Genomic DNA, 26,090 nt, shown 5'->3' with positions numbered 1-26,090 from the left:
TTTTTATTCGGAAGCTTAACGTTTATGTTATGAAGATAGAGAAGTTTTATGACCAGGTTTATATATGGGTAATACGCTATGCTCCCAGTTTTTTAATAGGCCTGGTGGTTTTATTTATTGGTTTATGGCTTATTAATTTGCTGCTGAAATGGTGGCAGGGCCATATGCAAAAAAAAGAAATAGATCCTACAATAAAGCCATTTTTGCAAAGCCTTGTAGGAGTTGTACTACGTGTGCTGCTGATATTAGGGGTTGTGCAGATCATGGGCGTGCCTATTACCTTATTTACAGCGCTTGTAGGTGCTTTTGGTGTGGCGGCCGGTCTGGCACTTTCGGGTACATTGCAAAACTTTGCCAGCGGTGTGCTCATTCTTTTGCTCAAACCCTTTGTTGTTGGCGATAACATTATAGCGCAGGGCCTTGAAGGAACGGTTACCGCCATCCAGATCTTTTATACCGTTGTTAAAACATTTGATAACAGGATAGTTATTATACCAAACAGTAAACTATCAAACGAAGTGATCATTAACATTAGCAGGGAGGGTACCCGCCGGCTGGACATTGAATTGAAGTTTGCCAATAATATTGATTTTAATCAGGTGAAATCGGTTATTAATGCAGCTATTGATAAATCAAAAAATATATTAGAATCACCGAACCGCAGGATAGGCGTTGCCGGGTTAGATCCGGACGGCTACCGGGTAGGGGTAAACGTTTGGGTTCATGCACATGGTTTTCAGGATACAAAGCTGGCTGTTCAGGAAAATATTTTGCAGGATATAAAAACGGCAGGAATAAAAATTCCCGGCTTATAAAACATATACAATATGGAAGGTTTAGAAAACAGGGTCACGGTAATTGTTGAAACGCCAAGGGGCAGCGGGCATAAGTATAATTACGATGCTGCTACAAACCAGTTCAGGCTTAAAAAACTGCTGCCGGCGGGAATGGTTTTCCCGTTTGATTTTGGTTTTATACCCAATACTCTTGGTGGTGACGGCGACCCGCTGGATGTGCTTGTAATATCTGAGATAGGTACTTTTCCGGGATGCGTGATAGACTGCCGGTTAATAGGGACGTTTAAGGTAGAACAAGATGATCATGACGGGCATCCTTACCGGAACGACAGATTTTTGGCGGTGCCGGAGGTGTCAAAAATTTTTACCGGTTTGCATGATGCCGCGCAGTTGCCGCCCAGTTTGGTAGATCAGATAGAGGCATTTTTCACCAATTACAGCCGCCTCGAATCTAAAGAGTTTAAGCTGATAGAACGCCTTGGTGCCGAGGGGGCTATGGAGCTTGTTGTTAACGCTACCACAGAAGCCGGGTAGTTTAAAAGGATTTTATAAAACTCAATTGCCTGTTGCTTGTATTTATTAAATAACCATTGTTGAATTTAAACATACCATTATGAAAGGTCAACAGGATTTTAAGAATAACGCTAACGCGCAAGGTAAACCAACTGCCGACCGTGCCTTTACTAACCACAATGATGCTCAAAAACAAAAGGGCATCAGTAATGCGGGCGGGCAACGTTCTGATCAAACATCAAGCCGGGACAGTGCTCATCATCCCGAAAGGAAAAAAGCGTAATATTGGTATTCAATACAAAGCGCCTTTACTTACCAGGTAAAGGCGCTTTGTATTGAACAGCCTTGCGGGCTAAATAACTTAAACCACCAAGGCCTTTCTGGCTTCCGCCTCATCCCGGCTCATTTGTTTAATATGTTCCCTGTGTTTTATACCCCATTCGCGCATCTCGTTAATAACATTACTTAAAGAATTGGCGTATTCGGTGCGTTCGTAAATGACAGTTACCGGGGTGGTATCGTAAACAGTCCTTTTAATAAAACCATTTAATTCCAAATCCCTTAACTCTTTGGAGAGTACTTTGGGAGTAATGCTCTCCATATCGCGCTGGAGTTCTTTAAATCTTTTAGGGCCGGTCATCAGGCTTACCAGCATCAATAATTTCCATTTACCGTTTACTACATAAAGCGTATCGCGTACTGCGTTTACCGCTGCATTGCAGGCCTCTTTATTGTGGATGATTTGTCCGTTGTTCATACTCGCTATCCTTAACGATACCGGTATCCTTTAGGATAGTAGTATCTTTTTGATAGCAAAGGTAGCTAAGTTTGGGGCAAAACAAATAATAACAAATGAAAACTACTAAGATTTTTTACTGGGTATTGACAGCCATTGTAGCATTAATGATGGCTTTTTCATGCTATTCATACTTAACAAAACCCGAAATGGCTGCTGCCTTTCATCATTTGGGCTTTCCCGATTACTTCAGGATTGAACTGGCAATAGCCAAACTTATTGGAGCCATAGTATTGTTGGCACCTGCAGGCGCGAGACTAAAAGAATGGGCCTATGCGGGATTTGCCATAGTTTTTGTATCGGCTTTCATAGCGCATACCGTATCCGGCGACCCGATAGCTAACCGTGTTATGCCGTTGGTGTTTTTGGCTGTTTTGGGAGGATCGTATTTTTTATACTATAAAAGAACAGGGTCGGGTAAATAGCATCATTGGACTGGATAGAAGCGATTTTAAGAGAATAGCTTTCTTCTAAAAATAACTTTTTCAATTTTGCACGGAAAGGTTTTACCAGATGAAGTGAAATATAACCACCTCAAACGGACTACTTCCGCCAGTCGTTCCGAAGGACTTTTACTTAGCCAAAATTCTACATCAGGATGATCTTCATCTTCTTTAAGAACATGGCGAAATGATAAAGCTATTTTTCTTTTATGCGTCATTAATGTTTCTTTATGAGGAAACTCAATATAAAGGTTTATTGAGTTAGAAAAGGACCTTTACCGATTGATTTGCTGCTTAAGCCGGGGCGATTTTGGCTAAAGCCCCCTCTGGTTTCTAAATACATCCGTTGGTTAAAACCGACGGCAATGAAGCCTTTATTTTGTAGCAATTTTACTATATATCTAATTATTAAAATGGTCCGTATTTACATCTTAAGGTAAAGTAATACTTATCCAGGTAAATGTTTTTTGAAGATTTGCAAATTTCATTGCCGTCGGTTTTAACCGACTGTTAAAGTACAAACAGACAATCGGCTTTAGCCAAAATCGATAAGCGGTAATCAACTAAATAAGTTTATTTTCTTACGGCACCAGCAATTTCTCAAACTCCGTGCTATCTCCTTTAAAAACATTAAAATCCACAACATGGTTAATGCCGTTAACGTGGGCTTTATCCGAGTGCTGCCAGAATTTCCAGTTAGTTTTATTTGATACCAGCAGCTTGGGTTGATAGTAATGCGCAATCCAAAGAGTGTACCCGTCAAAATAACCCTCCAGGTAATCCTGGTAAAATTTAAGGTTGGTATAGATGATGGGTTTGATTCCCGTACGTGTTTCAATAGTTTTGATAAAACTTTCTAATTGTTCCCGCATTTTTTCGGGGCTGGTACGATATAACCTCTCTATGTCAACCACCATGGGCAAATCACCCTTCTCTGTCTTTACCGTTTGCAGGAAAAATTTAGCCTGCCATACGCCGCTTTTTTGCGGAAGAAAAAAGTGATAAGCACCGCACATGATCCCCGCTTTAGGAGCTTCGCGCCAGTTACGCTGAAAATATGGGTCCACGCTTAATACGCCTTCTGTAGCTTTAATAAACGCAAAGCTTACATGAACATCTCCCTCGCGCATGGCTTTTACCTGTTTCCAGTTGATCCGCCCCTGGTATGAGGACACATCTATGCCATATACCGAATAACCATCAGGAATATGGATTGCAAAGTCTTTATATTTACGATAACGGGTATCCTCGCCGGCATCAGCTATCCATCGCCAGGTGGCACTGCCGAATTTTAAGATGTAGCCGTAATAAAAAGGCGAGAGCAGGATAAGCAGTAATGCGCCTATGACCACTATCCACTGTGTGGAAAAGCCCCCCTGTTGTTTTGCTTTTACCACCGGCTTTTTACGAACAGGCGCTTTCTTTTTTACAGGTGTTTTCTTTTCAGGAGCAGGCACGGGGTAAAATTACGAAAACGAACCGTTGATTAGGGATGATTACGTTGATTGCGCTGATTTTTTTGATGATCATGGCTAACGCCAATGTCGTGGTTAACGTTATTGTCAATAACCTTGGAGGATATATAGTAAGTAAGCCAATCAAAATCAACGTAATCAGCGAAATCAAAAAAATCAGCGGTCAGGTTTTACATTCCCTTAACAAAACAATTTCTATATTTGTAAGGTAAACTTATAAGTTTAACTGATTAATTATATGAGCGACGAAAAAGAGGTTCAGCTGGCTTCCGAATTACGGTTTATTATAGGCCGGCTTGGTAAAAAGATCAGGAGGACTTCGGCTACTGCCGAAAGACTTTCCCTGACTGAACGGTCAACCATGGCCCTGATATTTCAGCATGATGAGATATTGCCTAACGAGTTGGCTGCCATGGAAAAGATCACTACACAATCCATGTCGCAAATACTGAGTAACCTGCTTAATCTCGGACTCATAAAACGGCGCATTTCTGAACTGGATAAACGCAAAGTGATCATTTCCCTTTCAGAAGAGGGTACAGATCTCATTCATAAATCAAGAAGCGAAAAAGATGAATGGCTTAACCGGGCCCTTGAAGCTACCTGCACTGCCGAAGAGCAGGAGATATTAAAAAAAGGGTTGGTTCCGCTGGCTAAATTGGTGAATTTTGATTGATAAAACTGACAGCAGAAACAGATGAGTAAAATAAGTACATTCAACGCTTTTAAAAGCCGCAACTACCGGTTGTATTTTGCCGGGCAGTCTGTTTCCTTGTTGGGTACCTGGATGCAGAAAACTGCCGTAAGCTGGGTGATCTATTCGCAAACACACTCCAAGTTTATGCTTGGGTTAACTTTGTTTGCGAGCCTGTTTCCCTCATTCTTATTTTCGTTTTTGGGCGGCGTGGTTTCTGATAGGTACAATCGTTTCAAAGTGTTGTTATTTACCCAGGTGGCATCAATGGTACAGGCTATTTTGCTTACTACGCTGGTGTTTTTTGGTAATTATTCTGTGTGGGCAATTATGGCCTTGACAGCCGTTTTAGGCCTGATCAATGCTTTTGATGTACCCGCAAGGCAATCGCTGGTTTATGAAATGGTTAATGATAAATCCGATTTGCCTAATGCGCTTGCACTTAACTCATCAATGGTAAACCTGTCGCGGTTAATAGGCCCCGGGATAGCCGGATTGATTATTGAAAAATTTGGCGATTCGGTTTGTTTTGGCGCTAATGCTGTGAGTTTTATCGCCGTAATTGGCTCATTGCTCATGATGCGGTTACCTGAATTTGCTCCCAAGCCCCACGGTAAAAATGTATTTGCCGATCTGAAAGATGGCTTTGTATACATTCAAAATACGCCTGCTATAAAATTTATGCTGCTGATGCTTGCCTCTATCAGTTTGCTTGTACTGCCTTTTAGCACATTGATACCGGTTTACGCCAAGGATATATTTAAAGGAACGGCGTCAACCTTTGGGGTAATAGACAGCGTGATTGGTCTCGGCGCTTTTGGCGGTGGAATTTTCCTGGCTTCATTAAATGCCGGTACCGATCTGAAAAAAATCCTTGCTATCAATACCCTGGTATTTGGCATAGGGTTGATAGCGTTTTCGCATATGCACAATTATCCCGTTGCACTGGTGTTTTCGGCCATTATTGGTTTTGGCATGATGTCGCAGGTAACCATAGGCAACACCATTATTCAAACCACCGCCAGTCCCGAAATGCGCGGCCGGGTTATAAGCTATTACGCAATGTCCTTTTTTGGGATGCAGCCGCTTGGTGGTTTGCTGATTGGTGCGGTTTCACAAAAAATAGGCGTGCCCGATACTGTTATGGCCGAAGGTATGGTAGCGCTGCTTTTAGGTATCATACATTTTAGTTTTTTAAGGCGCAGCAAACTTAAAAAGAAAGCTATGGCAGCCATGCAGCAGCAACCCGCCGGCGTTATTTCTTAATATTAAACAAATCAAATTACCATGATAACTACAATTGATCAAAACACAGCACTTGTACTGATAGACTTGCAAAAATATATTGTACAGTTACAATGTGCCCACCCTATGGCCGGCATCCTTGAAAAATCGGCCCAGCTGGTTGAAGCTTTCCGCAAAGCCGGTAAACCTATAGTTATTGTTCATGTAGAGCCAACCGGTGGTGCCTTTAAAACAAGGCGCGACAGTAAAGGCAACAGCATGACCGAGCTGCCTGCCGACTGGAGCGAAATAACACCTGAGATAAAAACTGAACCGACAGATATTTTTACCACCAAAACAACCTGGGGCGCTTTTTATAACACAGGCTTGCACGAAGAACTGCAAAAAAGAGGTGTTACGCAAATTGTACTGGCAGGGGTTGCTACAAGTATAGGTGTTGAAGGTACCGCCCGTTCGGCTAATGACTATGCTTATAATATTGCTTTTGCCAGCGACGCCATGACCGATATGTTTGCCGAAGCGCACGAACACAGTTTAAAGCATATCTTCCCGAGGATAGGTGAGGTAGGCACCACTGCCGAAATTATTGAGAAACTGGGATAGTGCCAATTACAGAGTGCCTGGATGAAGGGCATTCTGTAATTAAACTGATAAAAGACAGTTGGTTTTTGTGAAAAGAAAGTTATAAGTATTATTTTTACTAAACTTGTTAACCAATAAACTTAACCTTTTCACAAAATGAACGCTACACCGACAAAGCACATTATTATTTGTTTTTTCTTTCTTTCTGCAATTTTATCTTTTTACGCATGCTCGAAAAAAGATAGTCCACCACCACCCAAAGTTGATACAGCGCCTAAGATTGCTATAACATCTCTCAATGCAGATTCTGGTGTTTATAATGCTTCTGTCACCATAACAGGTACGGGTTTTGACAAAACTGTAGCGAACGATAAAGTATTTTTTAATGGCAAAGTGGCAACTATAACAGCGGCCACTGCAACGCAATTAACGGTGTTGGTGCCTTTGGCCGCAGGCATAGGGAAAGTAAGTGTGAAAGTAAATGACGAAACTGAGGTAAATGGCCCTGTGTTTAACTATAAACAATCATGGATTGTTAGCACTTTTGCCGGAAGCGGTGTAGCCGGATTTACCGACGGCGATGGCACCGGCGCGACTTTGAATCAACCTGTGGGTGTTACCATTGATGGAAAAAGCAATTTATATGTAACAGAGGAGGGTAATAACGCTGTACGGAAAATAACACCCGATGGTAAAGTAACAACTATTGCTGGTAACGGAAATACAGGTGCGGCAAATGGTAAAGGATCGGCTGCTACTTTTTATCACCCGGCTGGTATAAGGGCTGACAATGATGGTAACTTGTATATAGCGGATTATGCAAATAACCTTATCCGCAAAATTGACGCATCTGGAAATGTAACAACTCTGGCGGGTACAGGAGAAATAGGTTTTGATAATGGAAGTGCTTTGCATGCTACATTTACTGGACCGACGGATTTAGTGCTTAGCAGTACAGGAGATGTATTTGTAGCTGATTATGTTAATGAAGCCATCAGGAAAATTTCTAAGGGCGGAGTAGTTAGCACATTCTCAAAAAGTTTGATCCCTGGAGTTGAAGATCATTCACACGGTTTTTACTTTCCTGCGGGCCTAACTATTGATCAAAGTAATAATATTTATGTAGTTGTTAATTATAACATAAAAAAAATAACGCCCTCAGGCGTAATATCAATCTTTGCTGGCAATGGTTTGCAAGGTATCGTTAACGGAAAGGGAGATAAGGCAGGGTTTTACGCACCATATATGTTAACAATTGATAAAAACAATAATTTTTATGTCACTGATGGTAATCAAGTCAGAAAAATAGACAAAGATATTAATGTAACGGTTTTTGCAGGATTGCAGGCGTCCGGGGTGGTTAACGGCCCCGCTAATATATCGAGTTTTAATTATTTGATAGGAATTGTAACAGATCAAGAAGGAAGCGTTTATGTTGCTGATACTAAAAATAATCAAATTCGGAAGATTGCATTTCAATAATCAGTTTTATTGGTGAGTTTGGTTATTTTGTAAATTTAAGTAACTGTTTAAAAACAAAAAAGGCTATTCAAGATTACAATAGTAGCGTGCTTTGTAGCCATGCTTCAATCAAAGCTTATCAATTGCCTATGAAAAAAATCTCCCCGCTAAAATTCTTGGTAGTTTTAATTCATTTGCAGGTTTTAGCCATAGGCTTTACAGGTAAAGTTTTTGCCCAGGCCGATTCAGCGAAAGTCACCGTGAATAGCCCGGCATTTATTCCACCTGCTGTTCAGCGTTGGGATGATCGTGTTATGATCAATCTGCAAAATCAGCGTACGCCTGGTCAAACCGGTTTTTTCATGTTCCTGAGTGAAAATGTTTTATATGGCGATATTGGCATCCCGGCAGGCTTGTTGGTAGGAGGTATTGTGAGTAATAATAAAGAAATGCGTCAAAATGCGGGTTATGTGGCCAGCAGTACAGCAATATCATATGGTTTTATGTTGCTGATCAAACATTTGGTTAAACGTCCGCGGCCATTTATTCAAAATATCAATATTACGCCTGTTTACAGGGCAAGCGGTACATCGTTCCCATCAGGGCATACGTCATCAAGTTTTGCCACGGCTACAGCGCTATCAGCAGCCTATCCTAAATGGTACGTGATTGCGCCATCGTTTTTCTGGGCGGGGGCAACCAGTTATTCAAGAATGTACCTCGGTGTTCATTACCCAACCGACGTGGCAGCCGGGTTAACTTTAGGTGTTGGCAGTGCGGCCGCCATGTCGTTTTTGAAGAAGTAGGATTAACTTCCAGGCGTTTTCCAGTTATCATCTGTAAAAACAGGATTGAACTCTATAGAGGTTGTGTTCGACACCAGTTTATTTTTTCCGTCGGATGATTCGGTTGTGCACGGATAGGTAATACCGCTGGTTTTAGTAAAATCCTTGTAAACAGAAATATTAGGAGATGCTGGATTGATAGAACAGGCATTTCCCTTGATGCTGTAATCATTTCCTATCAGGTAAACTAATTTGTTTTTACCCTTATAAAAAGTGATTATGTAATCGTCGCCCGATGCCGATACCGTGCCGGTAAGAAAATAGCTGCTTAGCTTTTTATGCAAACCTAATATACCCTGGTACTGGCTTAAGCTCAGTTCGTCTTTTTCATCTTGTGTTAGCGGTTTCTTCGTTCCGTTTAACCATTGCCAGCCTTCGTTTCCGTCAAGTTGTTTTACCAATAGCAGCTTTCCGTTCTGTCTCACTTCTGCGCGGAACCTGCTTCTTGCTATGTCGGTTAAAGCAATCATCTGCATGTTACCTGTTAATGTAGCAGTTTCTCTTACTGTGGTTAATTTATCTATATTTTCGCCACCGTATTGTGCCCTGAGCCTGGCAAGCAAACCGGATGGCGCAGGTAAACCCGTTGCAGGAGAATTGTTGGAATTTGACTTAGCATTGTTAGCGGGTCTTTGCGTTGCGACGGGCTTTTCCTTTTCATCTTCTTTTCTGAAATAGAATTCGCCGTTTATTAAAACAAGATCTTCTTCACTTGGCGGACTATAAAAAAAGCTTTGCCTCGTTATATTACCGTTGCCAAATGTTAATGTTATTTCCCCGTCGCCCAGTTTATAGGAGCCGCTGGTTTTACCGTTTTTTTCAAATTTGCCGCCTACAGTGCCGCCGGCCGCGTCCCCGCTAACGCCAACAACACTTGATCGGTCTGTTGAAAAATTTCCTTTGCCATCAAAGTATATCAGGTCGGAAGAAAAAGCGCCCACCGCCGGCATCCCCGTACCCGTTCCCCCACTGGTGGAAGCGCTTCTTTTTTCATATACACCCTCAGGTATGGTGCTCACTTTTTTTACCTTATGCAGGGTATGTTTTATACCTGCCGTACTTTCGAGGTTACCATTGGCGGCCAGCTTATATTTTTTGCTTTCATCTCCGTTTTTAAATACAAGCTGTACAACACTGTTTTTTAAAGTGTAGGAGCCACTTGATTTTGTTTTCCAATCTGCCTGGTTCAATTGGTTATTGAATGTACCATCGGGCCGGAAACTAATCACGATATTGTTGATCTGCATGCCGTTAAAAGGCGTGTTATATAGTTCGGCACCAACATATACGCCGTTAAGTGTTGGTGATTGTGCGTTTACGGAAAACGTTTTTAAGATAAACAGGCACAGGAAGAGGAAAAGGTTTTTTTTCATTGCATCATGAACCGAAAAAACTGTACCAAAAAAGTTGTTTTGGACATTAATTTTCCGTTAAATCTTTAACAAACAGGGTTTTGCTTCGGGATATAAAATATGTACATGTTTATTTCTGTCATGATCATCATCAAATTCATCATTTAAGCAGGCTGATCGCCAGGTTTGCTACAACAGGTGTATAGAAATAATGTCAAAGGTGCCGGAAGAAAAAAAGACCGGAATAAGTATGAATGGTTAAAAAAAATTAACCTTAATTGAGTTAAAAAAATAATATATTGACCTCAACGTTAAGATGGCCTGGCAAACTTAGCGGTGATGATAACATATATAAAATGAATACAAGTATTGACGGAAATGGCTCTAAAAAGATAGGATTGGTACTGTCGGGGGGCGGCGTAAGGGGAGTATCTCACCTGGGGATCATGCAGGCCCTGACCGATCATGGTATTAAGTTTTCACATATATCAGGCACAAGTGCGGGGGCAATTGCAGCGGCCTTTTTTGCTGAAGGTTATGCGCCTAAAGAAATTTTGCAGATCATCAAAGACAATAGCCTGCTTAAATTATTGCGTCCGGCATTTGGCAGCAACGGTTTGCTCTCTATAATGCACACCAGGACTTTAATTAATAAGTATATTCCGCACAACTCTTTTCAAAACCTCAAAACGCGTGTTACCATTCCGGCTGTTAACCTTGGCGAAGCCAGGCTGGTTTATTTTACCGATGGCGAACTGGATATTGCAATTTTAGCCTCTTGCTGTTTGCCCGGCATTTTCAGGCCTATAATAATTAACAATCATATGTTTGTTGATGGCGGTATCCTCAATAATTTTCCGGTTGAACCACTGGTAGGCAATTGCGACCTGATCATAGGCTCGTGCTGTAATCACTTACCGGTAGTTACAACAATAAAATCTTTTGGCAACCTGGTTGACAGGGCTGCCATGATAGCAATCAATTCGGGCCTTAACTCACATAAAATGCTGTGCGATATAGTTATCGAACCGCATGGTTTAGGTGGCTATGGTATTTTTGATACCGATGCCGCCGAAGAGATTTACATGATAGGTTATGAGGAAGGTTTAAAAGCCATCAAAAACAACGAAAAATTGAAGGAAGTTATCGCGGTACAAAAAAAATAAAAGCCGGACGGTAATATTGCAATTGATATACAGCTATTTCTTCCATATTTATATCACCTTTTAATCATTCAATACAGTTAATTATGAAAAAAGTAACGGGCCTTGGAGGCGTGTTTTTTAAATGCGAAAACCCGAAGGGTATGAACGAATGGTATACCAAAAACCTTGGATTACCTGCCGGCGAATACGGAACAACGTTTGAATGGCGGCATGTCGATGATCCCTCAAAAATTGGGTCTACGTCCTGGTGCACATTTCCGCAGGATACTAAATATTTTAATCCGTCGGATAAACCATTTATGATTAACTACCGGGTTGAAAACCTTGCTGCACTGGTTGATGAGCTGAAAAAAGAAAACGTAACCATTATCGATGAGATTGCCGAATACGACTATGGCAAATTTGTGCATGTGCTGGATCCGGAAGGGAATGTTATTGAGCTTTGGGAACCAGCTGATGAATCAGAGCCGGATAAGGCAGCGGGGGAGCTTTAGTCATAAGTAGAAAGTCTTAAGTTTTCAGTCATAAGTTGGATCCGTTCTTTTTGACTTAGAACTTAAGACTTAACAAATCAAGGAAACTTGATCCCGTTATAATCTGATATATTTACCTGAGGTATTGATGAACCATATTTATCATTGATGGCCTTGATAAATTCATTGGCCACAATAGCGTACCCGCGAGGAGTGAGGTGTACCCCATCCAGCGAAAACAGGCCTCCGCTGATGTAGTTAGAATTGATATTTACCCCGTTTACTACCAACCCGTTTAGTTTTATATTTTGCAAAAAAGTGTAGGCGTCAAATATCGCCAAACCTTTTGCTGCCGCTACAGATTTTATGGTGTTGTTGTAAGAGTTAACGTAATCTTCGGCAAGGGTGGCCTCTTTTTCGTCAAGCACATACTGATTGTCGATAGGCGTATATGGCGTTAAACCATAAGGCAGGTTGCCAACAGGCGTTGAAACCGGCTGGCCTATTTTACTTGTAGGGAAGGTCAATATGATGAGATCCTTAGTTGTGGCCGCACGTGGCGCATAGGTATTGCCCGAAACCAGTGCATTTACAAAGAGCGCTTTTGCAGCCGGATTGGCTTTTTGCACACCGGCCAATATCGCAGCAACGGTAACCGTATTAAAATAGGGTATCGAAGTTACATCAGGCAATGTGGCAACCACACCTTTCTGTCCTTTGGCGGTAAGGGTGTTTATCAATAAATTATACAGGGCAGCAAAAGTATTTTTATCGGTAAGCACGTCGCCTGTCCCTCCTGATGTGGCGTAGCTCAAAGCATCGTTGTTACCAAGCCAGTTTGAGAAAAAGGTGAATGGCTTAGCCATAACAAAATCAAGATAAGAGGTAGAGTTTGTTGGTGCATTGCCGGGTAGTAAACGCTCAAAATAGCCGTTTAGGTTACCATAAGGCGCATAGGTGATGTGCATTAGTTTAATGCCGGGTACGCCGTAGTTATTAATATCGCCGGTGTATTTGGTAAATAGGGTAACATCTCCAAAGCCGGGTACAGTTAGTTTTCCGCGTATTGCAAGGTTGGTAGTTACCGGGGTGGTAATTGGGGTTCCATCGGCATTAAACCCGGTGAGGGATAAATACCCCGATCCGTTTGCCTGTTCTGTACTGAATAACGGCTGTGAAAATGTACCTCCGCCAACGGATTGCATTTGTTTACCTATGATGCCTGGATACGATACCTGCTGCCCTGCAAGGTATAAGCCGCCATCGGCATATCCTGCTGTAAGCGAATTGCCCAATGCAATATATCTTGAAAAATCGACGGAGCCGGCAGACGGTTTTGGCGTATGGACCTCGGGCTTGCAGGCAACTAATAACAGTAACCCTGCAATGATATAAATATGTTGTTTAATTGTTTTCATATATCAGTTTCTTTAAAAATTACCAATGATAAGCTAACGAGATGCCGGGTATGTAAACATTGGTCTTAAATGTTCCTGACAGTTGCGATTCGATGTTGGTTTGAGTGCGCTTCATCAGGTATTCGTATTCAAAAGAGATATCTATATCGAGATGTTTGGCCACAGTATAGCCTAAACCCAGTGTACCATAAACCCGGTTGGCATCGGGGGCCTCGGGAGTTACATAACCATCCAAAACAGCGGTGCTGGCGTAGCCGCCGCCAAAGCGCAGGGCAAGGTTATCGCTTGCCTTGTATTGGGCACCTCCGCGCAAGCTAAACGCCTGCTGGTAATTGCGGGCAGAATAGGTATCCTGTAATGCCGCGGTATTGGTTTTATAGTCAAATGATAGCGTTTTGTAACTATCCCAGCTTACCAGGTTAACATCCAGCGCCAGGATCCATTTATCACCGGGATAAAAGCCTAAGCCGATGGAATTGGTGGCCGGTAGCGGTATGGTCGACCTAAAAGTATTGGGTTGGGGGAAACTGGTTTGCAATGATGCGGGCACACTGAAAATTGCGTCGCCTGCCGGAATTGTAGTGTTTACCTGCGAACGGTGGCTGATACCAATGGTTATACCTGCCTCTGTTTTAAAATATACGCCTGCATTCCAACCATAGCCTTTGCCGCCGCCTTTTAACCGGGCTTGCCCCGGTTCGCCATTGCTGTTTACCAGGGGAATAGCCCGGGTCAAATCAACACTGCCATGGTTGTAAACAAATCCTCCGCCAATGCTTACCCAATCGGCCAGCTTTACACTAAGGGTAGGCTGAATGTAAATGGCTTTGAGATTCAGGCTTTCCAATACATATTTGCCCTGCCAGTTATTGCCCCAGTCGGTTAAACCGCCAAAAGGGGTATAAACGCCAATCCCCAGCTTCCAAAAGGATGATTTAGGGCCCCATACAGCATAAGCCTGGAACGGTGTCGCTACTTTATTGGAAGTGTGGTTCTGTATCGATGTTCCGGTTGGGTTGAAAACAGATTTGAATAATAAAGGGCTTATTCCCCCCTGTATATAATTTTCGGGCAGCATGGCAACTGCGCCTGGATTAAAAAATACGGAAGCACCATCCTGCACGATCCCGGTACCCGTATGACCCATACCTATTTGCTTTTGCCCTTCCAGGTTAACCTGAAAACCTTGGGAAAAAGCTAATAGCGGTGCCATGGCGAGCACCAATAATAGAATTGTTTTCATAAGAATATAATTGGTTCGCGACAAAAAATTGCCTTTAGGTTACAGCTTGTAACTATAAGGGATAAAATTAGTTTGGATTGAAAAGAAAAAAAGGGCTATAATGCGGAGATATTAGTCAAAAAGTCGGATAAAGCTTATTTTTAGTACCAGATAAGAAAAACTGCTTTACATGCGATTTTTTTGAAAATGCAGTAGCTGAATAATAATAGATAACACTATATGAGTAATAAGGTTGGACAATTAAGCCTGTCGAAATTTGCAGATCTTTACGCAGATAAGCTGGCCGGTGCCGATTTTTTTGTTGTTGACGAAAAACAGTTATTGAGTTTGAGCGAATATCCCTATCGTTCGGATGGTTATATTATAGGGATCTGCACACGGGGCACCGCCAAGGTAGAGGTAAACCTGCAGGTTTATGATGCCCGGCCGGACGCTATGCTACTGGCCACCCCCTTTCATGTTTTGAGAATTTACAATAGCAGTGCCGATTTTTTATGCCGGTTTGTTGTTTTTAGTAAAGCTTTTCTGGTCGAAAATAGTGTTAACAGCCATTTTCTTGAATCATTCAGTTATTTCAACAGTGCGTCTATCCCTGTGATATATCCGGATAATACAGATGCAAAAATGATACTGGAAATCTACCTGTTGATCCGGCAAAAGTTAACCCGCGAAGGGCATCCTTATCATATTGAAATATCCAGGAGCATTTTGATGACACTGCTTTATGAGATCCAGGCTATCTATGAAAAACAACACACCATAATAAAAGGAAAGCAAACCAGGAAACAAGAACTTAATGTACTTTTTCAGGCCCTTGTTTTTCGCCATTATAAAGAACATCGCAATGTGCAATATTATGCCGATGCGCTTTATGTATCTCCAAAACACTTAACCGAAACTATCAAGGAAGTAACCGGACGCACAGCTGGCGAATGGATAGACGATGCCGTGATCCTTGAAGCCAAAGTATTGCTAAGGAACCATGAAATAAGTATTGCAAGGGCAGCCGAGAATATTCACTTCCCCGACCAATCGTCATTTGGCAAGTATTTTAAAAAGCACACCGGTATGTCGCCATCTGATTACAGGGCAGAATCTGCGCATTGATCTGGTAGTTATTGAGTTGATCGTTAAGAAGTTCATCCCGTGGTCTGTTTAATCACTATAAGCGTACAAAAGAATATTAATTCCCTCCTTGGGGTTTAAGTTTACCCGCAGAATCTAAATGTGTGCTAAACAGTTGTTTGAAAGCACGTTTACGATCACGAGACTCCGCTGGAGTCCAATATCTGTTTAAGTTTTGTCTATAAACACGTGGCCTCTCTGAGGCCGCTTGGCAAGTCAGCAAATATTCATTATGTTATAAATATTACCGGCCTCAGAGAGGCCACGTGTTTATAGCGCTAAAGGGGTATATTCCTGGCTCCGTAGGTGCCTCGTGTTGAAATTTAGGTTGGTGAATTTGTGGGTAAACTTAAACCTTGGGGAGGGGCGCGTTGGGATTGTGTAGTAGCGGGGAGGGGTTTATGCAATGTTTCAAGCGAACAACCCCTCCTTACACCCTCCCAAAGGAGGGAATTGCATATTTTCCCCCGCTCTTTTTAATTTCCCCAAAACACCTCTGCCATTATTCCCCATCCTTCACCTCATCATTTCCGACTTTTTGACTAATATCTCCGCATTGCTGCCCTTTCTTTGGCTTTATAATGCTTCTAATTTTACTCCTGATTATAAACCAGAAAAGCTTTATGAATGCCACAGAACCTATGAAAGCCATAAAAGGGGGCGAGTTTTTGATCAGGGAAACTTCCGCGGATAGCATTTTTATTCCCGAAGAATGGAATGAAGAGCAGTTGATGATTGCCGAAACGTGTACCAATTTCCTTGCACAACAGGTTACACCCAACCTGCAGCGCATTGATGAGCAAGAGGAAGGGTTAATGCGTCACTTAATGGACGAGGCCGGTGCATTGGGATTGTTAGGTATATCCGTACCCGAAGAATACGGCGGTTTCGGTAAGGATTTTAAAACAGCCATGCTGGTTACCGAAAAATTAGGGGCCGGGCATTCATTTTCTGTAGCTTTTTCTGCACATACAGGGATAGGCACCATGCCTATTTTGTATTATGGTAACGACAATCAAAAACAAAAATATATCCCCAGGCTGGCAAGCGGAGAATGGAAAGGGGCCTATTGTCTTACTGAACCTGCCGCGGGTTCTGATGCAAATTCGGGGAAAACAAAGGCAAAACTTTCTGCTGATGGTAAGTATTATCTCATCACCGGGCAAAAAATGTGGATCACCAATGCCGGGTTCGCAGATGTGTTTACCGTTTTTGCCAAGATAGATGACGATGAAAACCTGAGTGCATTTATAGTCGAAAAAGATTTTGAGGGCCTTTCGCTCAATACCGAAGAACATAAAATGGGTATCAAAGGGAGCTCAACCCGCCAGGTGTTTTTTAATGATTGCAAAGTGCCTGTTGAAAACCTCCTTTCCGAACGGCAGAATGGTTTTAAGATTGCAGTTAATATCTTGAACCTCGGGCGTATAAAATTAGGGGGTGGCACTGTGGGGGCAAGTAAGGATGTGATCACCACGTCGGTACGTTATGCTAATGAAAGGGAGCAATTTGGGCGTGCCATTTCCAAATACGGGGCGATAAAATATAAACTGGCCGAACAGGTAATCCGCACTTACGCTGCCGAATCTGCAGTGTACAGGGCCAGCCAAAATATGGAAGAGGCTACGGAAATGTTAATTGCATCCGGACTTGATGAAACCAAAGCCAAATTGAAAGGGACAGAACAATTTGCCATTGAAGCAGCAATCCTTAAAGTTCATGCATCTGAAGTGTTAGACTATGTGACCGATGAAGGCGTACAAATTTATGGCGGCATGGGCTACAGCGCCGATGCGCCAATGGATAGGTCATACCGAGACTCGAGGATTAACAGGATCTTTGAGGGTACCAATGAAATAAACCGGCTGTTAACTGTTGATATGATGCTTAAACGCGCCATGAAGGGTGAGCTCGACCTGATGGGGCCTGCTCAGAAAGTGGCCGGTGAACTGATGAGTATCCCCGATTTTGGCACCGAAGAGGATGGTTTGTTTATCAAAGAAAAAAAATACATAGCCAATTTTAAAAAGGCCGTATTACTGGTAGCGGGTGCTGCAGTGCAAAAATTAATGACACAGTTGGCAAAAGAGCAGGAAGTATTAATGAACCTGGCAGATATGCTTATTGAGCTTTATGTGAGCGAGTCGCTGCAATTAAGAGTTGAAAAACTGGTTGGTTTAAGGGGAGAGGACGCCTGCAAAGAGCAGTTGGATATGATGCGGGTATACATCAATGATGCCGCTGAGCATATAGCCAAATCTGGCAAAGAAGCACTGAACTCATTTGCCGAAGGCGATGAAAGACGAATGATGCTGATGGGACTTAAGCGCTTCACCAAAACCGAGGATATCAATACCACCCAGGCACGCAGAAATATTGCTGCAAAATTGATTTCTGAAAATAAATATTGCTTTTAGAAGCTGTTTAAAAACGAATGGAAAGTTTGTTGTAGCATACGCATCACATGCGTATGCCGCGTGCATTAAAAGCAATCAAATTTAGACACCTTTTAGCATAACACCTTTTTTAATAATTAATTGTGAGGTCGCCGATAATTTGAGAAAGGATTATCGCGGTAACTGCATTAACAACTTTTAAGAAGATCATCAATAGATAACCCGGGCTATGGAGTTTTTTTATGAAGGACAGGTGCTATGGTCACAGATAGATTCGAACCAGCACATGCGGCACTCTGCTTATGCCGATTTTGCTGCACAGGCACGCATAATTATGCTGGAAAGCCTTGGTTTAAAACTACCCACACTTTATGAATACAAAATAGGACCTGTATTATTCAGGGAAGAGCTGATCTACCTGCGTGAAATAGGGATCAATGAACAGATCAGGGTAACCTGCGAACTTATCAAATCGAGACCTGATGGTTCGCGCTGGGCAATCAGGCACGAGCTGTACCGGGGCGATGGCGTTAAAGCTGCGATAATAAATGCCGAAGGCTCATGGATTGATATGGAAAAACGTAAACTCGCCATATTACCGGCACAACTTAGTGAGATGTTTATGAAGGCACCCCGGAGCAGCGATTATGTTGAAGAGGCCGTTAACTTAAGGGGAAAAAAGCGCGGGATTGCGCGATTCCCCTCTTGAGAGGGGTGGAGGGGTGTGTTTCTGCTTTGATATACCTGTAGCAGAAACACACCCCTGCCATCACTCGTGTCTCCGCGCCCCCTCTCAAGAGGGGAATTTAAAATCTTTATACAATTAATTGCTTAAGTTAACGGCTAAGCTATGTTGAAGAGGTGAAATCCAGCCTGAAATGATTTAATATAACAATTAACCGAAACTAATAATCAGCTTTAAACTTTATGCCTTCCGCTTTAAGCTCTTATATAGTTTATCTATGACCGACCTGAATGATGCTTTTGAAAAGGCAGTTAAAGAGAGTAAAGAATTGCCTTCAAAGCCTGGTAACGAAATATTATTGTGCCTGTACCGTTTATATAGTGTTGAATCTGCAGCGCAATTATCATATAAAACCAATTAGCTTAATTCCGAAATATTGACAAATGTTTCCGTCGTTTAGACCTATGTAAAGCGCCGCAGAAATAGATATTTGTTATTATAAACCAACCCTGTAATTACCGGGACTAACATTATTAAACCATTTTATAATTCTGCCCAGTCTCTTTTTTAAATGGCTTCTGATGCCGGCTATATTACTATTTGGTGAGATCTGAAAAGCGCATACTATACTCTTAAACGGAACTGCTTTTAATTACTAAAAACACTTAAGGCAATGTCAGCATCAAAAAAACATATTATCCGTTTTGCAATGATCCTGCTAACGGTTGTAGCTGTAAGCATCAACGCAAAAGCGCAAGCCGATAAAATTGAAGGCTTATGGTACAATGATGTAAAAAGTGCCAAAATCCAGATCACTAAAGAAAGCAACGGCAAGTTTTATGGTAAGGTGGTATGGCTTAAGGAGCCCTTAAAAAACGGGAAGCCCAAGGTTGACGAAATGAATACCGATGAAAAGCTGCGCTCAAGACCGAGGTTAGGCTTACCTGTATTGGCCGATTTTGTAAAAGATGGTGATAACAAATATACAGGCGGAACAATTTATGATCCTAATAATGGTAAACATATTCCTGCAAAATGACCTGCAAAGGTGAAACCCTGGATATCCGCGGATACATCGGTATTTCACTTTTCGGGCGTACAACAACCTGGTCGCGCGCTGAATAAATTAAAGTATTAATAAAACAAGCAGATACTAATGGATGCTAAACGAATTATAAAAAAAGTTGCAGTATTGGGGTCGGGAGTAATGGGCAGTCGTATAGCCTGTCATTTTGCAAATGTCGGCGTACAGGTACTGTTACTTGATATTGTACCTAAGGATGCCCCACCGGGAGATAAGAAAGCGCGGAACAAAATTGTGAACGACGCGCTGGATTTTGCTTTAAAATCAAACCCTTCGCCCATTTACCTCAAATCATTCGCAAAACGTATTACAACCGGCAATTTCGAGGATGATATGCCCAAAATTGCTGATTGCGACTGGGTGATAGAAGTAGTAGTGGAACGGCTGGACATTAAACAGCAGGTGTTTGAAACGGTAGAAAAGTACCGGAGACCCGGAACGCTGATCACTTCAAACACATCGGGCATCCCGATCCATTTAATGGCCGAAGGCAGGAGCGATGATTTTAAAAAACATTTTTGCGGCAGCCATTTCTTTAACCCGCCACGGTATTTAAAACTATTGGAGATCATCCCAACAAAAGACACGCTGGCAAACATTGTTGACTTTTTGATGGAGTATGGCGCAAAATATCTCGGGAAAACAACGGTATTGGCCAAAGATACCCCTGCATTTATCGGCAACCGTATCGGGGTTTTCAGCATCATGAGCGTGTTGCACTACGTGGAGCAAACCGGTATGACCGTTGAAGAGGTTGATAAGCTGACCGGGCCGGTAATAGGTCACCCTAAATCGGCCACTTTCCGTACTAATGATGTGGTGGGTTTGGATACGATGGTGCACGTTGCCAATGGCCTTTACCAAAACGCGCCGGACGATGAGGCCAGGGAATTATTCAAGGTCCCCGCATTTGTGGATGGAATGGTGAAAAACAACTGGCTGGGCAGTAAAACAGGTCAGGGGTTCTATAAAAAAGAAAAAGGTGACGGTGCAAACCAGTTTTACGCGCTCGACCTGAAAACGTTGGAGTACAAGCCTTCCCAAAAAGTAAAATTTGGCTCGCTTGAAACTACAAAAGCGGTTGATAATCTGCGGGACAGACTTAAAATCCTGGTTGCCGCAAAAGACAAAGCTGGTGATTTTTACCGGAGCACCTTTTACCAGTTATTTGCTTATGCCAGTAACCGCATCCCCGAAATAGCCGACGAGCTTTATAAAATAGATGCTGCCACTAATGCCGGTTTTGGCTGGGAACTGGGCCCTTTTGAAAAATGGGATGCGCTTGGTGTTGAAGATACGGTAAAAGCTATGGAAGCTGCGGGGAACAAACCCGCTCAATGGGTTTACGATATGCTTGCGGCGGGAGCAAAAAGCTTTTATAAAGTAGAGGATGGCAAACGCCTGTTCTATGATATTCCATCAAAAAGCTACAAGATAATTCCGGGTACGGAAGGGCTTATTTTGCTTAATAATCTCCGCGAAACCAACACCGTTTGGAAAAACAGCGGTACTACCATTACCGATATTGGCGATGGCATCCTGAACCTTGAATTTCATACTAAAATGAATACGATAGGCGGCGAGGTAATTGAAGGTATTAATAAAGCCATTACCCTTGCTGAAACAGGCTACCGGGGGCTGGTTATATCAAATGAGGGTGCCAATTTCAGCGCCGGGGCCAACGTAGGTATGATATTCATGATGGCCGTTGAGCAGGAGTTTGATGAGTTGAATATGGTAATAAAGGCTTTCCAGAATACGATGATGCGGATCCGCTATTCATCCATTCCGGTGGTAATAGCACCTCATCAAATGGCCCTGGGTGGTGGCTGCGAAATGTGCCTGCATGCCGATAAGGTTGTAGCGCATGCCGAACTGTATATGGGTTTGGTTGAGTTTGGTGTTGGTTTGATACCGGGCGGTGGCGGCACAAAGGAATTTGCTCTTCGCCTTTCAGACGAACTCCAGGATGGTGATGTCGAACTCAATAATTTCCGCGATCGTTTTTTAACTATTGGACAGGCAAAAGTTTCCACGTCGGCATATGAGGCTTTTGAGTTTGGTTATCTTAAAAAAGGAAGGGACGTAGTCGTGGTATCGCGTGACAGGCTGCTTGCCGAAGCAAAGCGGCAATGCCTGCAGATGGCAAATGAAGGGTACATACAGCCTATTCCGCGCGGTGATATCAGGGTGTTAGGCAAACAGGCCCTTGGTTTAGGCTACGTGGGTGCCAATACCATGTACAGCGGCAATTACATCAGCGAGCACGATGTGAAGATCTCACAAAAACTGGCTTATGTGCTTTCGGGTGGTGACTTGTCCCAGCCTTCGATGGTGAGCGAAGAATATTTGCTGGGGCTTGAGCGTGAAGCCTTTGTTTCGCTTTGCACCGAGAAGAAAACGCTTGAGCGGATCCAGTCTATTTTAACAGGCGGAAAAGTGTTAAGGAACTAAATTTTAATAAGTATAAAATCTCAATAAAATGAACGCATATATAGTGGCAGCCAGCCGCAGCGCTGTTGGAAAAGCTACCCGGGGCGGGTTCAGGTTTACCCGTCCGGATACGCTTGCAGCGGATGTTATCAGGCATCTGCTGGCATCAGTGCCCAACGTTGATAAAGAGCAGATAGACGATGTGATTGTAGGCAATGCCACACCGGAAGCCGAACAGGGATTGAATGTCGCGAGGCTGATTTCGTTAATGGCGCTTGATACCGATAAGGTCCCCGGCATGACGGTAAACCGCTATTGTTCATCGGGCCTGGAAACAATTGCCATAGCATCAGCAAAAATACATAGTGGCATTGCCGATTGTATTATTGCAGGCGGTGTGGAAAGTATGAGCCTGATCCCGATGGGGGGCTGGCGCATTGTTCCCAACGCCGATATTGCCCTTGCACACCCCGATTATTATTGGGGAATGGGCCTCACTGCCGAAGCTGTTGCCAGGGAGTATCATATCAGCCGTGAAGAGCAGGATCAGTTTGCTTATAACTCGCATCAAAAAGCTATCAGCGCTATCAAGGAGGGCAAGTTTAAAGATGAAATAGCACCGGTAAACATTGTGGAGACCTATGTAGATGAAAGCGGCAAGAAAAAGAAAAGAGAGTTTAAGGTAGATACAGATGAAGGTCCGCGCAGTGATACCTCAATCGATGCATTAGCTAAACTTAAGCCTGTATTTGATGCAAAGGGTGTGGTGACTGCAGGTAACTCGTCGCAAACCAGTGATGGGGCGGCCTTTGTGATGGTGGTTAGCGAACGCTTTCTGAAAGAGAATAACCTTAAGCCCATTGCCCGGCTGGTTAATTATGCCGTTGCAGGTGTGCCTCCCCGCATTATGGGGATTGGTCCGCTGGTAGCAATCCCCAAAGTGTTGAAAATGGCAGGGATGAAGCAGCAGGATATTGAGCTGATAGAGTTGAACGAGGCCTTTGCTTCGCAATCACTGGCCATAATAAAAGGGCTGGAGCTTAATCCCGACATTGTAAATGTTAACGGCGGCGCTATCTCGCTTGGACATCCGCTTGGCTGCACGGGGGCTAAACTTTCCGTTCAGCTTTTTAACGAATTGAAGCGGCGGGAAAAAAAGTACGGCATGGTTACCATGTGCGTGGGCACCGGGCAAGGTGCGGCGGGTGTATTTGAACTGTTATAGGAAATTACCATTATCTAACTAATTGCTGCAAACATGGAAAAAGCGACAAGATTGTTTGATTGCATAGCTACCCAGGCCAAAGCGCCGAGGGCAGATTTTTTGAATGCAAAGGAGAATGGTTCCTGGAGATCATACAGCACCGAACAAGTGCATACCATGATCAACCAGCTATCTGCGGCCTTGTTGGACCTTGGAGTTTCGGGTGGTGATGGCACTACCGAAGGCCGCGATAAAATAGGCCTGATAAGCAACGGCCGCCCCGAATGGGTAATAACCGACCTGGCGGTGCAGCAAACGGGCGCCATACTGGTTCCGCTATATCCCAACACGGGCACTAAAGAAATTGAGCAGATCTTAAATGAAGCTGAAGTTAAATACGTATTTGTAAGCACTAATGACTTATGCGATAAGGTTAAAGAGGTACAGATAAATATCCCCTCATTAAAAGCCATTTTTACTTTTGATAGTATCGACGGATGTAATCATTGGTTAACATTGCTTAAGCCTTTAAAGGAAGGCGATCTGCAAAAAATACAGCAAATAACTGGTCAGATCACCGAAAATGATGTGGCGACTATCATTTATACCTCGGGTACTACCGGCCGGCCTAAAGGCGTAATGCTTACGCATAAAAACATCATGACCAATGCAATGGCATCCGGCGATATCCTTAACCGGATCCCTCTCAAAGAGAAGCGTGTTTTGAGCTTTTTGCCCATGAACCACATTTTTGAAAAGATGTGTACATACGTTTATCTCTACTACGGTTTTTCTATTTACTATGCCGAAAGTATGGATACCATAGGGGCAAATATGAAAGAGGTAAAACCTTCTCTTTTTACAGCAGTGCCCCGTTTGCTCGAAAAAGTGTTTGAGAAAATTATGGTGCAGGGGCAGAAATTAACCGGTATTAAAAGGAAGATTTTTTTCTGGTCGGTAAAAGTGGCCGAAGCGTATGAAATCCATAACACCAGCCTGTGGTATAAGATCAAACTGGCTATTGCCGATAAACTGGTTTACAGCAAATGGCGTGATGCCATAGGCGGAAATATAACGGCTATAGTAGTAGGCAGTTCGGCCTGTCCCCTTAAATTGGAAAGAATTTTCACCGCTGCCAATATTGTTATTATGGAAGGTTACGGGCTTACCGAAACGTCGCCAGTAATAGCTGTTAACTGTTATCAGAAAAGCGACCGGAAATTTGGAACTGTAGGTCGCTTGTTGAGCGGTGTGCAGGTTAAGATTGCGCCCGATGGAGAGATCCTTTGCAAAGGTCCTAATGTTATGCTGGGATATTATAAAAATCCTGAGCTTACGGCAGAGGTACTGGAAGACGGATGGTTCCACACCGGGGATATAGGTGAACTTGATCTGGATGGCTTCCTGAAAATTACCGACCGTAAAAAAGAGATCTTCAAAACCTCGGGCGGTAAATATGTGGCTCCGCTGCCTATAGAAAATAAGATGAAGGAAAATTATTTTATTGAGCAGATGATGGTTGTCGGGTCAGAAAAGAAATTTGTTGCGGCGCTGATTGTACCATCTTACACGCATTTAAAACCCTGGTGTAAGGAAAATGGCATCACTTTTTCATCCAACAGTGAATTGGTTAAAGATGGGAGGGTGATTGAGCTTTATCAATCAATTATCAATACCTATAATCCCGAATTTAACCACGTTGAACAGGTGAAGAAAATTACCCTGCTTCCCGACGAATGGTCGATTGATAGTGGTGAGCTTACACCAACCGGGAAAATGAAACGGAAGGTAATTGCTGGGAAATACAAGGCCGAAATAGATAAAATGTATCCCTGCGAGGTGAGCGAGGATCCCACGCTTGTAAACTGATTAACCGGATGAATACATTTCAAACAACAATACAAGGCAGGCTGGTTACAATTTCGTTAAACCGGGGCCGGTCAAACGCCATCAATCACGAAATGGTTAAAGAGTTGGACGCCTGTATAAAAACACTGGAGAATGATGATAGTGTAGGTGGGGTTATTTTAACCGGGAAAGAAGGTTTTTTCTCGTCGGGGATCGACCTGATTGAGGCTTATGATTATAACGAAGAGCAAAGCCGCCAGTTTTGGATCGACTTTTTAGCTCTGCAGAATACCTTGGCAGCTTTCAGGAAACCATTGATAGCGGCCATAAGTGGTCATAGCCCCGCCGGCGGCTGCATATTAGCTATCTGCTGCGATTACCGGGTAATGGCAGCGGGGACATTTATCATCGGGTTAAATGAAGTGCCGGTAGGTATTATTGTTCCTGATAGTGTTTTTAATCTGTATTCATTTTGGCTTGGTCAGCGTAAGGCTTATCAATATTTAATGGAGGGAAAGCTCCTTAAAGTGGATGAAGCACTGGAAGCCGGACTGATCGATGAAATTACCTCTCCTGATAAGTTAATGAACGCCGCCACAGAAAAAGTAACAGCTTACATGAAACTAAACCCGGTTACCTGGAGCGAGAGTAAATTAAACCTGCGTAAGGAACTGACAGGTAAACTGAAGGCCGATCAAAAAGAGACCCTGAATAAAATGCTGAAACAATGGTGGGCACCCGAAACCAGGCAAGGTCTGCAAATGATGATCCAAAATTTAAAATCAAAAAATACCCCTGTAAATTAACTGATG

The 26,090-nt window shown here is 42.9% G+C and carries 25 protein-coding genes and 1 pseudogene; 20 read left to right on the top strand and 6 right to left on the bottom strand.

The annotated features are described in order from the left end of the window. Positions 1-29: 29 nt before the first annotated feature. The 3 genes from MTO98_RS22305 (at position 30) to MTO98_RS22295 (ending at position 1,593) form a co-directional block, all read left to right on the top strand. Positions 30-815 carry a mechanosensitive ion channel family protein gene (locus tag MTO98_RS22305; protein ID WP_243481188.1) on the top strand — a complete coding sequence of 262 codons (786 nt, stop codon included), beginning with the start codon at positions 30-32 and terminating at the stop codon, positions 813-815. 12 nt (positions 816-827) lie between these two features. Further along, complete coding sequence (locus MTO98_RS22300; RefSeq protein WP_243481187.1) at positions 828-1,331, top strand: inorganic diphosphatase; 504 nt, start codon at positions 828-830, stop codon at positions 1,329-1,331. Between the two features lie 79 nt (positions 1,332-1,410). Then, positions 1,411-1,593, top strand: coding sequence for a hypothetical protein (locus MTO98_RS22295; RefSeq protein WP_176623380.1), 183 nt, complete (start codon positions 1,411-1,413; stop codon positions 1,591-1,593). Between the two features lie 78 nt (positions 1,594-1,671). Here the strand turns inward: MTO98_RS22295 and MTO98_RS22290 are convergent, their stop codons facing one another. Further along, on the bottom strand, positions 1,672-2,067 hold the full coding sequence (locus tag MTO98_RS22290) for a helix-turn-helix domain-containing protein (protein WP_243481186.1): 396 nt from the start codon (positions 2,065-2,067) through the stop codon (positions 1,672-1,674). Between the two features lie 95 nt (positions 2,068-2,162). Here MTO98_RS22290 and MTO98_RS22285 point away from each other — a divergent pair, with 95 nt between their 5' ends. Next, positions 2,163-2,531: a DoxX family protein gene (locus MTO98_RS22285; RefSeq protein ID WP_243481185.1), complete on the top strand. Its 369-nt coding sequence runs from the start codon at positions 2,163-2,165 to the stop codon at positions 2,529-2,531. 26 nt (positions 2,532-2,557) lie between these two features. On the opposite strand, the gene MTO98_RS22280 is transcribed toward MTO98_RS22285, so the two are convergent. Together MTO98_RS22280 and MTO98_RS22275 are read right to left on the bottom strand one after the other, a co-directional pair. Then, positions 2,558-2,767, bottom strand: a complete 210-nt coding sequence (locus MTO98_RS22280; RefSeq protein WP_243481184.1) for a hypothetical protein — start codon at positions 2,765-2,767, stop codon at positions 2,558-2,560. 363 nt (positions 2,768-3,130) lie between these two features. Then, a complete protein-coding gene (locus MTO98_RS22275) occupies positions 3,131-4,006 on the bottom strand; it encodes a glycoside hydrolase family 25 protein (RefSeq protein WP_243481183.1) in 876 nt (291 codons plus the stop codon). Positions 4,007-4,262: 256 nt separating this feature from the next. Between MTO98_RS22275 and MTO98_RS22270 the strand changes: the two genes are divergently transcribed. The 5 genes from MTO98_RS22270 (at position 4,263) to MTO98_RS22250 (ending at position 8,812) form a co-directional block, all read left to right on the top strand. Next, complete coding sequence (locus tag MTO98_RS22270; RefSeq protein ID WP_243481182.1) at positions 4,263-4,700, top strand: MarR family winged helix-turn-helix transcriptional regulator; 438 nt, start codon at positions 4,263-4,265, stop codon at positions 4,698-4,700. 21 nt (positions 4,701-4,721) lie between these two features. After that, positions 4,722-5,984 carry an MFS transporter gene (locus MTO98_RS22265; RefSeq protein WP_243481181.1) on the top strand — a complete coding sequence of 421 codons (1,263 nt, stop codon included), beginning with the start codon at positions 4,722-4,724 and terminating at the stop codon, positions 5,982-5,984. Between the two features lie 21 nt (positions 5,985-6,005). After that, positions 6,006-6,566: an isochorismatase family protein gene (locus MTO98_RS22260; RefSeq protein WP_243481180.1), complete on the top strand. Its 561-nt coding sequence runs from the start codon at positions 6,006-6,008 to the stop codon at positions 6,564-6,566. Positions 6,567-6,701: 135 nt separating this feature from the next. After that, positions 6,702-8,027, top strand: coding sequence for an IPT/TIG domain-containing protein (locus MTO98_RS22255; protein ID WP_243481179.1), 1,326 nt, complete (start codon positions 6,702-6,704; stop codon positions 8,025-8,027). 128 nt (positions 8,028-8,155) lie between these two features. Then, positions 8,156-8,812, top strand: a complete 657-nt coding sequence (locus MTO98_RS22250; protein WP_243481178.1) for a phosphatase PAP2 family protein — start codon at positions 8,156-8,158, stop codon at positions 8,810-8,812. Between the two features lie 2 nt (positions 8,813-8,814). Here the strand turns inward: MTO98_RS22250 and MTO98_RS22245 are convergent, their stop codons facing one another. After that, positions 8,815-10,224, bottom strand: a complete 1,410-nt coding sequence (locus tag MTO98_RS22245) for a hypothetical protein (RefSeq protein WP_243481177.1) — start codon at positions 10,222-10,224, stop codon at positions 8,815-8,817. A 335-nt stretch (positions 10,225-10,559) separates the two neighbouring features. Between MTO98_RS22245 and MTO98_RS22240 the strand changes: the two genes are divergently transcribed. After that, a complete protein-coding gene (locus tag MTO98_RS22240; RefSeq protein WP_243481176.1) occupies positions 10,560-11,369 on the top strand; it encodes a patatin-like phospholipase family protein in 810 nt (269 codons plus the stop codon). 83 nt (positions 11,370-11,452) lie between these two features. Continuing rightward, positions 11,453-11,863, top strand: a complete 411-nt coding sequence (locus MTO98_RS22235) for a VOC family protein (RefSeq protein ID WP_243481175.1) — start codon at positions 11,453-11,455, stop codon at positions 11,861-11,863. A gap of 77 nt (positions 11,864-11,940) precedes the next feature. Here the strand turns inward: MTO98_RS22235 and MTO98_RS22230 are convergent, their stop codons facing one another. Continuing rightward, positions 11,941-13,260, bottom strand: coding sequence for an SGNH/GDSL hydrolase family protein (locus MTO98_RS22230; RefSeq protein WP_243481174.1), 1,320 nt, complete (start codon positions 13,258-13,260; stop codon positions 11,941-11,943). A gap of 19 nt (positions 13,261-13,279) precedes the next feature. Beyond that, entirely contained in the window at positions 13,280-14,503 is a 1,224-nt protein-coding gene (locus MTO98_RS22225; RefSeq protein WP_243481173.1) for an OmpP1/FadL family transporter, read from the bottom strand. Between the two features lie 219 nt (positions 14,504-14,722). Between MTO98_RS22225 and MTO98_RS22220 the strand changes: the two genes are divergently transcribed. The 9 genes and pseudogenes from MTO98_RS22220 to MTO98_RS22180 all read left to right on the top strand — a co-directional run bounded on the left by MTO98_RS22220 (position 14,723) and on the right by MTO98_RS22180 (position 26,084). Beyond that, a complete protein-coding gene (locus MTO98_RS22220; RefSeq protein WP_243481172.1) occupies positions 14,723-15,610 on the top strand; it encodes an AraC family transcriptional regulator in 888 nt (295 codons plus the stop codon). A 641-nt stretch (positions 15,611-16,251) separates the two neighbouring features. Then, positions 16,252-18,045 carry an acyl-CoA dehydrogenase family protein gene (locus tag MTO98_RS22215; RefSeq protein ID WP_243481171.1) on the top strand — a complete coding sequence of 598 codons (1,794 nt, stop codon included), beginning with the start codon at positions 16,252-16,254 and terminating at the stop codon, positions 18,043-18,045. 208 nt (positions 18,046-18,253) lie between these two features. Then, a complete protein-coding gene (locus MTO98_RS22210) occupies positions 18,254-18,733 on the top strand; it encodes a thioesterase family protein (protein ID WP_243481170.1) in 480 nt (159 codons plus the stop codon). Between the two features lie 253 nt (positions 18,734-18,986). Continuing rightward, a complete protein-coding gene (locus MTO98_RS22205; protein WP_243481169.1) occupies positions 18,987-19,130 on the top strand; it encodes a hypothetical protein in 144 nt (47 codons plus the stop codon). Positions 19,131-19,382: 252 nt separating this feature from the next. Continuing rightward, positions 19,383-19,834 (top strand): annotated as a pseudogene (locus MTO98_RS22200) (DUF2147 domain-containing protein). 31 nt (positions 19,835-19,865) lie between these two features. After that, positions 19,866-22,247: a 3-hydroxyacyl-CoA dehydrogenase/enoyl-CoA hydratase family protein gene (locus MTO98_RS22195; RefSeq protein ID WP_243481168.1), complete on the top strand. Its 2,382-nt coding sequence runs from the start codon at positions 19,866-19,868 to the stop codon at positions 22,245-22,247. Between the two features lie 28 nt (positions 22,248-22,275). After that, the gene (locus MTO98_RS22190) at positions 22,276-23,451 is read left to right on the top strand and encodes an acetyl-CoA C-acyltransferase (RefSeq protein WP_091214681.1); all 1,176 of its coding nucleotides are present in this window, start codon (positions 22,276-22,278) and stop codon (positions 23,449-23,451) included. 33 nt (positions 23,452-23,484) lie between these two features. Beyond that, positions 23,485-25,299 (top strand): long-chain fatty acid--CoA ligase, encoded by a 1,815-nt coding sequence (locus tag MTO98_RS22185; protein WP_243481167.1) that lies wholly within the window; start codon positions 23,485-23,487, stop codon positions 25,297-25,299. An 8-nt stretch (positions 25,300-25,307) separates the two neighbouring features. Continuing rightward, entirely contained in the window at positions 25,308-26,084 is a 777-nt protein-coding gene (locus MTO98_RS22180) for an enoyl-CoA hydratase/isomerase family protein (RefSeq protein WP_243481166.1), read from the top strand. The last annotated feature ends 6 nt before the right edge of the window (positions 26,085-26,090 follow it).

Source organism: Mucilaginibacter sp. SMC90 (assembly GCF_022811725.1).
In the GTDB taxonomy this organism is placed as follows: Bacteria; Bacteroidota; Bacteroidia; order Sphingobacteriales; family Sphingobacteriaceae; genus Mucilaginibacter.
This window is presented reverse-complemented; position numbering and strand designations above follow the sequence as displayed.

Coding starts and splice junctions, on each gene's coding strand:
- MTO98_RS22185 (WP_243481167.1), top strand. CDS start 23,485: ATGGAAAAAGCGACAAGATTGTTTGATTGCATAGCTACCCAGGCCAAA.
- MTO98_RS22220 (WP_243481172.1), top strand. CDS start 14,723: ATGAGTAATAAGGTTGGACAATTAAGCCTGTCGAAATTTGCAGATCTT.
- MTO98_RS22210 (WP_243481170.1), top strand. CDS start 18,254: ATGGAGTTTTTTTATGAAGGACAGGTGCTATGGTCACAGATAGATTCG.
- MTO98_RS22240 (WP_243481176.1), top strand. CDS start 10,560: ATGAATACAAGTATTGACGGAAATGGCTCTAAAAAGATAGGATTGGTA.
- MTO98_RS22245 (WP_243481177.1), bottom strand. CDS start 10,224: ATGAAAAAAAACCTTTTCCTCTTCCTGTGCCTGTTTATCTTAAAAACG.
- MTO98_RS22255 (WP_243481179.1), top strand. CDS start 6,702: ATGAACGCTACACCGACAAAGCACATTATTATTTGTTTTTTCTTTCTT.
- MTO98_RS22225 (WP_243481173.1), bottom strand. CDS start 14,503: ATGAAAACAATTCTATTATTGGTGCTCGCCATGGCACCGCTATTAGCT.
- MTO98_RS22295 (WP_176623380.1), top strand. CDS start 1,411: ATGAAAGGTCAACAGGATTTTAAGAATAACGCTAACGCGCAAGGTAAA.
- MTO98_RS22280 (WP_243481184.1), bottom strand. CDS start 2,767: ATGACGCATAAAAGAAAAATAGCTTTATCATTTCGCCATGTTCTTAAA.
- MTO98_RS22230 (WP_243481174.1), bottom strand. CDS start 13,260: ATGAAAACAATTAAACAACATATTTATATCATTGCAGGGTTACTGTTA.
- MTO98_RS22265 (WP_243481181.1), top strand. CDS start 4,722: ATGAGTAAAATAAGTACATTCAACGCTTTTAAAAGCCGCAACTACCGG.
- MTO98_RS22235 (WP_243481175.1), top strand. CDS start 11,453: ATGAAAAAAGTAACGGGCCTTGGAGGCGTGTTTTTTAAATGCGAAAAC.
- MTO98_RS22190 (WP_091214681.1), top strand. CDS start 22,276: ATGAACGCATATATAGTGGCAGCCAGCCGCAGCGCTGTTGGAAAAGCT.
- MTO98_RS22305 (WP_243481188.1), top strand. CDS start 30: ATGAAGATAGAGAAGTTTTATGACCAGGTTTATATATGGGTAATACGC.
- MTO98_RS22290 (WP_243481186.1), bottom strand. CDS start 2,067: ATGAACAACGGACAAATCATCCACAATAAAGAGGCCTGCAATGCAGCG.
- MTO98_RS22205 (WP_243481169.1), top strand. CDS start 18,987: ATGACCGACCTGAATGATGCTTTTGAAAAGGCAGTTAAAGAGAGTAAA.
- MTO98_RS22180 (WP_243481166.1), top strand. CDS start 25,308: ATGAATACATTTCAAACAACAATACAAGGCAGGCTGGTTACAATTTCG.
- MTO98_RS22195 (WP_243481168.1), top strand. CDS start 19,866: ATGGATGCTAAACGAATTATAAAAAAAGTTGCAGTATTGGGGTCGGGA.
- MTO98_RS22215 (WP_243481171.1), top strand. CDS start 16,252: ATGAATGCCACAGAACCTATGAAAGCCATAAAAGGGGGCGAGTTTTTG.
- MTO98_RS22300 (WP_243481187.1), top strand. CDS start 828: ATGGAAGGTTTAGAAAACAGGGTCACGGTAATTGTTGAAACGCCAAGG.
- MTO98_RS22260 (WP_243481180.1), top strand. CDS start 6,006: ATGATAACTACAATTGATCAAAACACAGCACTTGTACTGATAGACTTG.
- MTO98_RS22250 (WP_243481178.1), top strand. CDS start 8,156: ATGAAAAAAATCTCCCCGCTAAAATTCTTGGTAGTTTTAATTCATTTG.
- MTO98_RS22270 (WP_243481182.1), top strand. CDS start 4,263: ATGAGCGACGAAAAAGAGGTTCAGCTGGCTTCCGAATTACGGTTTATT.
- MTO98_RS22285 (WP_243481185.1), top strand. CDS start 2,163: ATGAAAACTACTAAGATTTTTTACTGGGTATTGACAGCCATTGTAGCA.